This window comes from Clostridium sp. UBA5119 (genome assembly GCF_002414285.1).
Lineage (GTDB): Bacteria > Bacillota > Clostridia > Clostridiales > Clostridiaceae > Clostridium_J > Clostridium_J sulfidigenes.
The window spans coordinates 22261-35724 of sequence record NZ_DHYX01000103.1; the positions used below are offsets into that span (position 1 = coordinate 22261).

Annotated in this window: 10 protein-coding genes and 1 tRNA gene; 10 read left to right on the forward strand and 1 reads right to left on the reverse strand. The window is 30.9% G+C overall.

The genetic code is table 11. The features are described from left to right. Nucleotides 1–41: 41 nt before the first annotated feature. The 7 genes from selD (at nt 42) to holA (ending at nt 10253) form a co-directional block, all read left to right on the forward strand. Nucleotides 42–1070 (forward strand): selenide, water dikinase SelD, encoded by a 1029-nt coding sequence (selD, locus tag B2671_RS15925; RefSeq protein WP_346871286.1) that lies wholly within the window; start codon nt 42–44, stop codon nt 1068–1070. Nucleotides 1071–1119: 49 nt separating this feature from the next. Next, a complete protein-coding gene (selA, locus tag B2671_RS15930; protein ID WP_346871287.1) occupies nt 1120–2502 on the forward strand; it encodes an L-seryl-tRNA(Sec) selenium transferase in 1383 nt (460 codons plus the stop codon). A gap of 76 nt (nt 2503–2578) precedes the next feature. Next, a complete protein-coding gene (gene selB, locus B2671_RS15935; protein WP_346871288.1) occupies nt 2579–4486 on the forward strand; it encodes a selenocysteine-specific translation elongation factor in 1908 nt (635 codons plus the stop codon). Nucleotides 4487–4571: 85 nt separating this feature from the next. Continuing rightward, nucleotides 4572–4668 (forward strand) — tRNA-Sec (locus B2671_RS15940). 403 nt (nt 4669–5071) lie between these two features. After that, nucleotides 5072–7351 carry a bifunctional diguanylate cyclase/phosphodiesterase gene (locus tag B2671_RS15945; RefSeq protein WP_346871289.1) on the forward strand — a complete coding sequence of 760 codons (2280 nt, stop codon included), beginning with the start codon at nt 5072–5074 and terminating at the stop codon, nt 7349–7351. A gap of 49 nt (nt 7352–7400) precedes the next feature. Continuing rightward, a complete protein-coding gene (locus B2671_RS15950) occupies nt 7401–9185 on the forward strand; it encodes a ComEC/Rec2 family competence protein (RefSeq protein WP_346871290.1) in 1785 nt (594 codons plus the stop codon). Between the two features lie 57 nt (nt 9186–9242). Next, complete coding sequence (gene holA / locus B2671_RS15955) at nt 9243–10253, forward strand: DNA polymerase III subunit delta (protein WP_346871291.1); 1011 nt, start codon at nt 9243–9245, stop codon at nt 10251–10253. 61 nt (nt 10254–10314) lie between these two features. Here the strand turns inward: holA and rpsT are convergent, their stop codons facing one another. Further along, nucleotides 10315–10581 (reverse strand): 30S ribosomal protein S20, encoded by a 267-nt coding sequence (gene rpsT, locus B2671_RS15960; protein WP_150844380.1) that lies wholly within the window; start codon nt 10579–10581, stop codon nt 10315–10317. Between the two features lie 229 nt (nt 10582–10810). Here rpsT and gpr point away from each other — a divergent pair, with 229 nt between their 5' ends. The 3 genes from gpr (at nt 10811) to B2671_RS15975 (ending at nt 13313) form a co-directional block, all read left to right on the forward strand. Further along, nucleotides 10811–11824, forward strand: a complete 1014-nt coding sequence (gpr, locus tag B2671_RS15965) for a GPR endopeptidase (protein ID WP_346871292.1) — start codon at nt 10811–10813, stop codon at nt 11822–11824. Between the two features lie 83 nt (nt 11825–11907). Then, the gene (locus B2671_RS15970; protein ID WP_346871293.1) at nt 11908–12936 is read left to right on the forward strand and encodes a stage II sporulation protein P; all 1029 of its coding nucleotides are present in this window, start codon (nt 11908–11910) and stop codon (nt 12934–12936) included. A gap of 92 nt (nt 12937–13028) precedes the next feature. Beyond that, nucleotides 13029–13313 (forward strand): hypothetical protein, encoded by a 285-nt coding sequence (locus tag B2671_RS15975; RefSeq protein ID WP_346871294.1) that lies wholly within the window; start codon nt 13029–13031, stop codon nt 13311–13313. The last annotated feature ends 151 nt before the right edge of the window (nt 13314–13464 follow it).

Sequence of the window (13464 nt, forward strand, 5' to 3'; positions counted from 1 at the left end):
AAATAAAGTTTGTTTTTATTATAAAATAAGGAGGTAAAACCATGTCAAAAAGATTAACAGAACTTTCAAAAACCTCTGGATGAGCAGCTAAAATAGGGCCGGAGACCCTTTCAAAAATACTAGGTAAGTTACCTAAAATGTCAAATGAAAACCTATTAGTAGGAATAGAAACTTCTGATGATGCAGCAGTTTACAAGCTAACAGAGGATATAGCAGCTATTCAAACCTTAGATTTTTTTACTCCAGTTGTAGATGATCCTTATACCTTTGGAGCCATAGCAGCTGCAAATTCCCTAAGTGATGTTTATGCCATGGGGGGAAAGCCTACAGTAGCCATGAATATAGTTTGCTTTCCTAATTGCCTTAATATAGATATATTAGGAGAAATTTTAAAAGGTGGCGCTGATAAAGTCATAGAAGCAGGTGCCGTAGTGATTGGTGGACATACTGTTGAAGATGACGAACCTAAGTATGGATTATCTGTTATGGGAATAGTACATCCTGAAAAGGTCCTTAAAAACCATGGTTGTAAGGTGGGAGACGTACTTATATTAACAAAGCCTATAGGTACAGGAATTGTTAATACAGCTATAAAGGCAGAAATTGCATCCAAGGAAGTATATGATGAAGCTGTAAAGGTTATGAGTACCTTAAATAAATATGCAGGTGAAATTATAGTAGATTACAACATAAATGCATGCACAGATGTTACTGGCTTTGGGATAATGGGTCATGGATATGAGATGGCATCAGCTTCTGATATCACTATAAAGTTATTTAAAGATAAAATTCCAGTGATTAAAGGTGCTAGAGAATATGCTGAGATGGGTTTAGTGCCTGCAGGAACCTATAACAATAAAGGATATTTAGATGGCAAGTATAAATTAGAGGATATTCCAGAATGGCTAGAGGATGCTTTATTTGATCCGCAAACCTCAGGAGGCTTATTAATATCTACTCCTCAAGATCAAGTTCAGTCTATGATGGAAAGATTAATGAAGTTAGATATAAAACCTGCTATTATTGGTGAAGTAATTGAAAAGGGTGAAGTGCCTCTAGTGGTAGAATAGATAATCATCCATAAATTGTATCTTATTAAAAATGCATGGGAGAAGTAAAATGAATAAGGAATTATTAAGAAAATTACCTAAGATAGATGAACTTTTAAAACTTCAATCAGTAAATAAGTTAATAGAAGAAAATTCTAGAACCATAGTTTTAGAATCCTTAAGGGAAGCCATAGAATTTTATAGAAATGGTATATTAAAAGGCAATGTAGATAGTTTAAATACAGAGCAAGTACTAGATTTTGCAGTTCATACCCTAGAAAACAAAAATAAAATGCACCTAGAAAGGGTGATAAATGCCACAGGAACTGTTATACATACTAATTTAGGTCGTTCACTTTTAGGAAAAAAAGCTATAGAAAATGTGATAACAGTGGCAGGTAGTTATAATAATTTAGAATATGACATAGAAAGCGGAAAAAGAGGTTCTAGATATTCTCACATAGAAGAAATTATTAAAAAGGTTACTGGAGCAGAAGCTGCCATGGTAGTAAATAATAATGCTGCAGCTATAATGTTAGTCCTAGATACCTTAGCAAAGGAAAAGGAAGTTATAGTTTCTAGAGGAGAACTAGTAGAAATAGGTGGCTCATTTAGAATACCAGAAGTTATGAAGTTTAGTGGAGCTAAGCTAGTAGAAATAGGAACTACAAATAGAACTCATCTATATGATTATGAGAATAATATAAGAGAAAATACAGGAGTACTTTTAAAGGTTCATACCTCTAACTTTAAAGTTTTAGGCTTTACAGAAGGAGTGGCCTTAGAGCAGCTTGCAGAACTGGGAGAAAAGCATGAAATCCCAGTGGTAGAAGATATAGGTAGTGGAGTTCTTATAGACTTTGGTAAATATGGTTTTACATATGAACCTACCGTCCAGGATAGCATAAAAAAAGGTATTGATGTAGTAACCTTTAGTGGAGATAAAATGCTAGGTGGTCCACAGGCGGGAATCATTGTTGGGAAAAAGAAATATATCGATAGAATGAAAAAGAATCAATTAACTAGGGCCCTAAGAGTTGACAAAATGACTTTAGCAGCATTAGAAGGTACCTTAAAATATTATATAGATGAAAAAGAAGCTATAGATAATATTCCATCTTTAAATATGATTTTGATGCCTAAGGAAGAAGTTAAGAAAAAATGTATACTTCTAAAGAGGAAGTTGCAAAGTAAGACTCAAGACTTAAAATTTTATATAGACAAAGGTGAATCCATGGTAGGTGGAGGGTCCATGCCTACAGAAAAAATTGAAACCTATGTAGTTAAAGTAACCAGTGATAAATTTTCTCCAGAGGATATGGAGAGAAAACTTAGATTAGGAGAAACTCCACTAATAGCTAGAGTTTATAATGATGAACTAGTTTTAGATGGAAGAACCTTATTTAAAGAAGATTTTGATGAAATAGTACAATGTTTTAAGGCTATAGAGTAGATTAGACCAAACAGGTGGGTTACTACCTATCTGCTCTATTAGAAAACAGATGCTTTGAAAGGATGAAGTAAAATAGATGAAGCATATAATTATAGGTACTGCTGGACATATTGACCATGGTAAAACTACCCTAATCAAGGCTCTTACAGGAAGGGAAACAGATACTCTACAAGAAGAAAAAAACAGAGGGATATCTATAAATTTAGGATTTACCTATTTTGACTTACCTTCAGGTAGAAGAGCAGGAATAATTGATGTACCAGGTCATGAAAAGTTTATTAAAAATATGTTAGCAGGAATAAGTAGTATAGATGTGGTGTTACTTGTAATAGCTGCCGATGAAGGAATAATGCCGCAAACCAAGGAACACTTTGAAATATTAAAACTTTTAAATATAAAGAAAGGTATAGTAGTATTAACCAAGTCGGACTTAGTAGAAGCTGAATGGTTAGATATGATAAAGGAAGACATAAAGAAAGAGTTTAAGGATACTTTTTTAGAGGATGCACCTATTCATACAGTATCCTCTAAGACTAAAATTGGTTTTGAAGAATTAATTGTGGATATAGATAAATTAACTGAAGAAGTAGAAGCAAAGGATACAGAAGGTCATTTTAGATTACCAGTAGATAGATCCTTTAGTATAAGTGGTTTTGGTACAGTAGTAACTGGAACTATAATAAGTGGAAAGGTATCCCTAGGTGATACCGTGGAGATATATCCAGGTAAGATTAAGGCTAAAGTTAGAGGAATAAGAGTCCATGATGTGCCTTCAGAACTTGGAGAAGCAGGACAGCGTTGTGCTATAAACCTTTCCAATATTAAGGTATCAGAGGTACAAAGAGGTAATGTGGTAGCTAAAGAAGATATTATGGAACCTTCTTTAATCATAGATTGTAAATTATACCATATAAAAACTGCTGAAAAATCTATAGTAAATAGACAAAGGGTAAGGCTATACCATGGTACAGAAGAAATAATCTGTAGAATTATCCCCTTAGATAAAGAAGAGATTAAACCTGGACAGTGGGCTTACGTCCAGCTGAGATTAGAAAAGCCTATTACAGCTCAAAGAAATGACCGCTACATCATAAGAAGTTATTCTCCTATGAATACCATAGCAGGAGGTATAATAATAGAGCCTAATGCTAAAAAATCTAAGAAGGTTACTGCTGAGTATTTAGAAGAACTAAAACTAAAAGAAAGTGGTAAATCTACTAATATTTTAGAAAATACAGTGAAAAATCTAAGCGATACCTATCCAGATTCTTTAGCTATATTAAAGAGTCTTGGGAAAAATATGGATAACATAGAAGAGGAATTAAAAGTTTTAGAAGATCAAGAGATCATAATAAGACTAGGTGGACAGGATAATAACATATTCATCCATAAAGATTTCTTAAAGGATAAAACTAAAGAATTAAAGTCACTGATAGAAGATTTCCATAAAAAGAATCCATTAAAATTTGGAATATCTAAAGAAGAAGCTAAAAATAAAATATTTACTAAGAAATTAAAACAAAAGAATTATGATGAGATATTAAACATGTTAGTAGAAAAGAAAACAGTAAAAGTTAGTGAAAAATTTATAGCTTTATATGATTTTAATGTAACCTTGAATAAAGAACAAGAAAGAATGAAAAACTTTATAATAAATGAATATAAAAAGTTAAAGTTTACCCCTCCTAAATATGTAGACTTAGCTCAAGGGGAAAAAGATAGAGCAGGATTTAAGATGGTATATGAACTTCTACTAGATAAGGAAATTTTAATTAAATTAAATGAAGACTGTACTCTTCTTAAGGAAGATTATGAAGACGCTAAGAATAAGGTAAGAAATTATATCCTTGAAAATGGCTCTATATCAGCAGCTACGGCTAAAGAAATTTTTGAAAGTAACAGAAAATATACCATTGCTATCCTAGAACATCTAGATAGTATAAAATTCACTAAACGTGTAGAAAATGATAGAGTAATGTATTAATATTGAAAAAAATCAAGTATTGATAATTTTAATACTTGATTTTTTATCTATTACATCTTATAATACCAAGTGTAGGAAGTAATATGGGAGTAGATAGGTGCTGGTGTGCCTGCCGGTCTTCAAAACCGAGTTGCCGTGCTAAGACCACGACGGGTGAGTTCGATTCTCACATATTCCCGCCAAAAAAACAATGGGCTAGCCCATTGTTTTTCATTTTTTGAATTACGTCATTTTGCTGGAATGGGGTCAGACCCCTTCCCATTTTATGGGAGGGGGTCTGACCCCGTTACTTTTTTTGGAATAATACTTGGAACACGCATGAACACAACAAATAGTTAACTAGTCAGCCATACAAATATTTCTATATTTACACATAATTTCATTGATATATTCATACAAATTTATATTTACATACCCTATATTAACTTCAATGAAATTATGAATGAAAAGTTTTATTATATAAATAAAGGATTTTCATCCTAAAAAAAGAATAATAGATATTACATTTAAGAATAGAAAGCTTATATTCTGTATGGGAAATAAGTTATATATTATATTTCTACGATTGTAAGGGAGAAATGGATTATGAAGAAAGTTTTGACAGTGGTATTAATAGCAATTTTATATTTATCCTATTTCGGAGCAACCGTTGTAAAATCAAATTTTTTTGGAAACATTTTATCTCCCATTGTAACTTTTATAACAGCTTATTATGTTTTTAAAGGTTATTATATGGAGGAGAAAAATAAGACATTAAAAACTTCAGGATTATTTTTGGCTCTAAGTATTTTTAACTGGGCTGTTTGTGATGTTATATGGGCAGTGGAAGCCATGATTCTGAAAATTAATCCAGAACAAGTTAGTATTATATCTAATGGGTATTCATTGACTAATTTACTATTACTATGTTCCTTAATTATAGGTGGATATCATCAGTTTAAAAAATGGAATGCGACCCAGGTTTTAATAGATACTGTTGCAATAACAATCTGTACTATGACTTTAGTTTGGGTTATATTTTTTAATACTGATATGCAAAATGCAATAATTATGAAAAGTGATTGGATTTTTATGATTTGTGTATTTGTAGACTTTTTAATATTTATCTGGGTTGCTAGTTGGTTCTTGTCTATAAGAAAAGGGAAAATACCTTTATATTTAAGGGTTACAGCTGGTTCATATATACTCTATATAGTTTTTGATATTATTTATTATTATGAATATTTTTACAGTTTATATGAGCCGAATTCATTATTAGATGCTGCATATGCAATTGCTTTTGGAGTGGTAGCTATAGGATCAATTATTAAAATTAAAACTCAACATAAGATAGAACGTACTGAATTCATGAATAGTGGTAGAAATAAAAAGGGGCTTTTATTATTAACTGCTCCAATAATTTTAATCCTATTTAAAGGGGTGCAGTTAGAATATTTATTATTAATGCTTATAGTTATTACCTTTTACTATATACATTCAAATCATGTTCAAACCAATATACTTAAAGAAGAATTATTAAAAAATGAAAAGCAATTAAACTTAAGGTTGGAAAGCAAGGTTCAGGAAAGAACAAAAGAGTTAAATGATTTGATAAATAAAGATGTAGTTACAGGTTTACATAGTAGAAGATATTTTCTTCAGCAGATTGATAATAATATTAATAATCTGAAGAAAGATGAAAATATTATTCTTTTTTACATTGATTTAAATAAATATAAAATGCTAAAAACTATGTTTGGTAATTATATTGGAGAAAAAGTATTAGTGGAAATAGGAAAGAGACTTAAAGCGTATGTCTATAGAGAAGAAGATATTTTAGCTTCCTTTGGTGAAGATGTTTTTGTTTTTGCTAAGGAAGGTTCTTATACCTACGGAGATGGACTAGAAATGGCTAAAAATCTTATACATTCCTGTAGTGACATATATGCCATTGAAGAGCATGATATACGACTTACTCTAAATATAGGAATATCTATATATCCCCTTGATGCAAAAAATAGAGATGAAATGATAAAACATGCAGATATAGCTATGCTACAAGCTAGGTTATTAGGGTTTAATAGGGTAATGGTCTTTGATAAAAAGCTAGGGGAATTAGCATTTGCTAAAAATGAAATTGAAATTATGCTTAAAAAAGCTGACTTGAATGAAGAATTTCAACTGTATTATCAACCACAAGTATCTATTGAAGATGAAAGTATTATAGGATTTGAGGCACTTATACGATGGCAAAGAAATTATGGAACATTTATTTCACCTGGTGAATTTATTCCCATTGCAGAGGAAACAGGATTTATAATTCCTATAGGATATTGGGTTATGGAAAATGCTATGGCACAGCTATACCAGTGGAAGAAAAAAACTAAAAGACACCTTAGAATGGCAATTAATGTTTCTGTAAGACAGTTAAAGGATAATAGTTTCATTATAAAATTAAAAGAAATCATGGAAAGATATCATATTATACCTGAAGAAGTAGAAATTGAAATTACAGAAACTTTAGAATTGGAAGAAGATGTAAAAGTTAAAGATACATTGTTAAAGATTAATGCAATGGGTATTTCAATAGCTGTTGATGACTTTGGAACTGGATATTCCTCTTTATATTATTTGAAGCAGTTACCAGTGAATAGGGTTAAAATAGCAAAACCTTTAATAGACCTAATAGATAAAGACAACTATGATTATGCAATCGTTAAGGCTGTAATTACCGTTGCTAAAGCAATAGGGGTTCCTGTGATAGCTGAAGGAGTTGAAAGAAAGGAACAATTGGAATGTCTAAGAAAATTACAATGTGATGAGATTCAGGGATATTACTTTGCAAAGCCAATGCCAGCAGAAGAAATATATATAAATTGGTTATAAAACTGAATTACAATTTATTACTTTGGCAATGATACTACAGGGTGATATTATGGATAAATCAATGATTCAGATATGTTTAGCAGGGATTTTTGGATGTACTATATACTTTTTATATAGCTACATGGGAATTTTACCAGCTGTAGTTTTTATAGTAATTTATATACTTTTACTTAAAAAAGATTTTAAGAAGCCCATAGCTTTTATAGTTATGGGGTTTTCTATGTTATTTTTTATAAACTGCATTATATATTTTTATTCCATGGACCTAGGTGAAAATGTTAAGTGCAGAATCGTGGAGGAAGGCAAGGATTACTATATTGGTAGTCTTAAAAATAGAAGAATTAAAATTTTTCCTAAGAACAAGGAGATTCAATTAGGAAGGCAGTACATATTAAAAGGAGAATTTCAGAGAAAGGTAGATTATAGCAAAGGAATTGTAGGAGAGTATAACCTAATAGCTTCAAAGCCTTTAAAAGACGATTTAATATACAAGGGATACTTGATAAAAAGTCATCTTTATAATAAGCTTTTAGCTGTTACTGATGAAGAAGGAGCTGCTATTATACTAGCAGTAAGTGGTGGCGATGATAGCTATATTGATTATGATAAAAGAGAAGAATTTAATGCTTTAGGTATATCTCATATAATAAGTGTATCAGGACTTCATGTATCATTAATTTATGGAGTACTTCAAAGTATAATTGGATATAAACTAGCTTTAATAGTTCTTTTCTTTTATGTTATATTTACTGGAGGAAAAAGCTCTACCTTTAGAGCCTTTATAATGATATTTTTGCTGGTATTAGGCCCTAAGGTGAAAAAGACATATGAAGGTATATCAGCCTTAGCATTTGCAGCATTTTTACTTCTGCTAATAAAACCTTACTACATATTAGATATAGGTTATGTACTTAGTTTTTTAGCCGTATTAGGAATCCTCACTTTAAATAATAAAATTAAAAGGAAATTTTATAAGCTCCCTAATTTTATAGCTACATCCCTTAGTTTAACCTTTAGCTCTATGATTTTCACTACACCCTATATAATAATGAGATTTAATGCTGTGAGTTTAGGTGGACTTATTTCTAATTTATTTTTGATTCCATTTTACACATTCCTATTAGTTTTAGGTAATCTTCTACTTCTTTTTATTAAAGTTCCAACAGTGTTTAATCTTTTATCTCTAATTACTAACTCAGTGCTACTTATAATTAATACAATGGAGGAATTCTTAGTTAATCTTTTGCCCTTACCCTTAGAATTTACTTACATAGAAGGGGTTATGATTCTCATATTATACCTAAGTTATATCCTCATAAGAAGAGGGGTGAAGTCTTTGAGATACTTGCCTATATTACTATTTCTTTTAACTATAAAGCAGCAATATATAATTTACCCGGAAATAAATTTTATAGGGGGTAAAAAGGCTGATATTATAGAAATAAACTATGGTACCAGAAAAGTAATGGTATGTAAGCAAAAGGTGAAGTTGAAATATGTCTATGAAAATTATAAGAGTTTAGATAGAATCTATGATGAATTTGAAGAAGAGCTAACCTTAAAACTTTCAAAGCATTGTACTATAGATGTAGAAGATAAGTACGGAGTTCTCTCTTTAAAAATAAATCATAGAGGGAAAATTAGTAATATAATTATAGACAAGGAATATGAAAAAGAAGCAGTTCAATGCTGTTATAAAAGCAATTCTTCATCAACAAGTCCAAACTATGATATAATAAGGATTAATAGAAAAAGAGAAGGAATTATTCTAGGACATTATTATGAAAACTATAAACTCATAGGTGGAGAATTATATCATAATTATGTTCACTAGAATAAGTATTATGCTGAAATAAGTATTATACTGAATTAAAGAGTGGAGGAATTTTTCTTGATAACCTTAGAACAACTTGAAAAACACATAAAAGAAAATAAACTAAAAAATTGTTATATACTTTGTGGTTCTGATGAAGGACTTATAAAGACAGCTATAAAAAAAATAAAAAATTTAAAGATAGATGAAAGTTTTGCTGATTTTAACTATACAAGAATTTCTGGCGATAAACTAGATGTAGATGCTTTAATAAATAATTGCGAAACTATTCCCTTTATGAGTGAATATAGAATGGTAGAAATCTTTAGAGCTAACTTTTTAAGAGATAAGGGAGAAGATATAGATAGCCTTAGAAACTATCTTAAGGATATTCCTCATTATACCTTTTTAATTATGTACTATGTCTTTGAAGATGATAGAGAAAAGCTTAGTAATAAAGTTAAGAAGCTTCAAAATGTATGTGAGGTTGTAAAAGTTGATAAACTAAAGGGCATGGGTCTTCAAAGTAAAGTAAAAGCCATGTTTGAAGAAAAGGGAAAGTCCATAGGAAAAAGTGAAGTTGGATATTTTTGCTCTATCATAGAAAATAACATGAACATAGTAGATAACGAGATAGAGAAGCTTATTTTATATACTGAAGGAAGGGAGATAACTAGAGAAGATATAATAAAGATGTGTCCCTATGAAAAGGAGAATGATATATTTAATTTAGTATCCTATCTTTCAGAAAGAAATATAAAGGCAGCCATAGATACTTTAAATCAATTGATATATAGGGGTGAAAAACCACCTAAAATTTTATCTATGATAGAGCGTCAATTTAAGCTTTTATTTGCTATAAGAATAAAGATTGGAAAAGGGATTAGAAAAGAAGACATAGTAAAGGAATATAACCTAAATCCCTATATTGCAGATAAGATGATAGTTCAAAGCAAAAAGTTTTCTCAGGAAGCTCTAAAGAAAAATATAGAAAATTGCATTGAAACGGAAAGTGAAATAAAAAGTAAATCTGTAGATCAAAAGAATTCCATTGAAATGCTTATGGTAAAGACCATGATGAATAAATAAAAAGGTTAAAATTTAATATATGCAAAAAAATAAATAACCGGTGAATACACCGGTTTATTTATTAAGCAGATAATCCATTTAACTTAGCTGCTAATCTAGATTTTTTCTTAGCTGCTTTATTCTTATGTATTATGCCTTTAGAAGCAGCCATATCAAGGGCTTTAACTACAGTTTTAAAGCTTTCTTGAGCAGCAGCAACGTCATTGCTAGCTAGAACAGCTTCAAATTTCTTTATAGTTGTCTTTAAAGAAGACTTTATCATAGTGTTTCTCATAGTCTTAACTTGAGTAACTTTGATTCTTTTTTTAGCTGACTTAATGTTTGCCATTATTAATTCACCCCCTTGTATTTTTATCAATCTCTCAGCGGCAGCTTTGGGGAAGTCTGCTTACGAGTTTCATATAACAAAAGCTATTATAACATTAAATTTTGCGTACTTCAAGTAGAATTTACCTTTAATATATTAGTATATGAAAGAAACTTTGGGAAAAGATAAATATACATACTAATGTATATAGGAATAATATGAAAAATACCATAAATGAGGTGTAATGATTATGATGAAGGAAAGCAAGTCTAAGGATAAAGAAGAGGTAGTTTACAGTGTAAGGACAGATTTAGCGTTAGAAGCTAAAGAGATTTATAGTGAAAATAATCCTGGAAAATTATCAGGAGTAAAATCAGAGGAATACATAGATAATAACGTTAGAGTTACTGCTGTAAAAATATTAGATGAAGAAGGAGCTAAAAACATAGGAAAACCTGTTGGTGAATATATCACCTTAGAGTTTCCAGAATTCGTATACTATGATGGTGAGAGAATAATAGATGTAAGTGAAGTCATGGCCAAGGAATTATCAAAGCTGATAAATCTAAATGAAGATATGGTAGCTTTAGTGGTAGGTTTAGGTAACTGGAATATTACCGCTGATGCTGTAGGACCAAAGGTAGTGTCAAAGATAATGATAAGTAGACACTTAAAAGAATATGTGCCAGATAGCATTGATGAGGGGGTAAGACCAGTGTGTGCTATATCACCTGGTGTCTTAGGACTTACAGGTATGGAAACCAGCGAAATTATAAAGGGTATAGTAGATAAAGTAAAACCTAGTGTAATAATTTGCATAGATGCTCTTGCTTCTAGGAAAACACAGAGGGTAAATAGAACTATACAGCTAGGTAATACAGGGATATCTCCAGGAGCAGGAGTGGGAAATAGAAGATTAGAACTCAGTGAGAAGACCTTAGGAGTCCCTGTAATAGCCATAGGAGTCCCTACAGTAGTAGATGCAGGAACTATAGCTAATGACACCATAGACTTAGTTTTAGAAAGTTTAATCAAGTCTTCAACTAAGGGAGGGGCATTTTATAGCATGCTTAAGGAAGTTGACAGAGATGAAAGACAGACATTGATTAGAGAGGTTTTAGACCCAGAATTAGGGGGCATGGTAGTAACTCCTAAAGATATTGATAAAGTCATAGATAGTGTATCTAAAATAATTGCCAATGGCATCAACATAGCCCTTCAACCGGCTTTAACATTAGATGATATAAATACCTATTTAAACTAAGGTAATAAAATTTATTACCCCCTCATATAAATTATTAGAGTAATTAATTATACCTATGTATAACTCAAACAGGGGGGGATACGGTGAATAACAAAAGTAAGACAAATGCTGGAAAGTATTGTTCTAGAGCTATCCTTGCTATAATAGCAGTAGTCATGGTAATATCTATAGGTTTATCTAGGTCAACTCAAGCCTTAGATGATGATAATTTAGAAAGTATCAATAGAACTAATTTTTTTATGAAGCTCATAGGGCAAAGTGTCACTGCTTTAAAGCCAGCAGTAAATAAGGATGATACAAAATTTATAGGTAATTTTACCTTGAATCCTTTGGATATAGTTAGGAAGGAGATAAGCTTTTTAGACGAAGAAAATTTAAGGGATAAAACTGCTCTAGAAAATGTGAAGGAACATGCTAAGGTAGTACAGAAAATCACAATAAATCCCTTCGAACTAAAAGATACGGACATAAATAAATTTCAAGAAGGGGTAGATGTAGTTGGTGATCCCAAAGATAATTCTAAAAAGAAGATATTGATATATCATACTCACACTAATGAAGCTTATGCAGAAGGAAATAGGGGATTACCTACCACTGTAGCAGGAGTTGGGGATGCTCTTACTTCTGAACTAGAAAAATTAGGCTTTACAGTTGTCCATGACAAAACAATACATGATAAGGCTGATTATAATAGAGCTTATCATGCTTCTAGAGAAACCATAGGTAAAAATATAAGTAGTTATGGAGAGTTTGATTTAATAATAGATCTTCATAGAGATGGTGGTCCTAGAAAAGAAGATGTTACTGGAAACATAAAGGGAGAGGATGTTGCAAAGCTTACTTTAGTAACAACTATGCAGGACCCTAAATATCCTAAGCATATAGAAAATGTTAAATCCATAGTTGCTATAGCAAATAAGCTTTATCCTGGGTTGTATAGAGACAGGAGTATTATAGCCTATGACCATGGCGGTATTTTATTTTATAACCAAGATTTAAGTGATAATGCTATACTCATGGAGGTTGGAGCAGATACCAACAAATTACAAGAAGCTAAAAACTCAATGAAATATATGAGTATAGTTTTTGCACAACATTTAAATTCTAAGTAAGAGAGAATAAAAATATAAGAAAAAGTACATCATTAAATGTGAGGTACTTTTTTATTTTGAGAATCCATAATAGGCAAAGGAGAAAAGATAAGATGAATAGTAAGACACTAAGGACAGGAATATGTAAATTTTTAATAATAATTTCAGTGGGATTTATGATATATGGAATTTTAGTGGTAAATATGAATTTACCTCAGGTGGTGAGACAAAACTCTAGGTTTTATGTAAGCTCTAATGAGAGGGACTCAAAGGTTAATATAAAGATAGGAGAATTTAATATAGTCCTTAATGGCAAGCCATTTAAGAATTTTGTTAAAGGTACTAAGGTTGTAGGAGATACTATTAAGGAACTAATATTGCCATCCCATGAAACTTAAAAAGTTAACATTATAAAGTATATTGACAACGAACCTTTATTTTATGGTATAATTTATCCGATGACGACCTCTCTAATATTCCCATCTTCTTCAAAGCGGGAATAAAGAGCGGTTAACGTCCCTGGATAACGATTTCTAAGCTTCGAAGAAG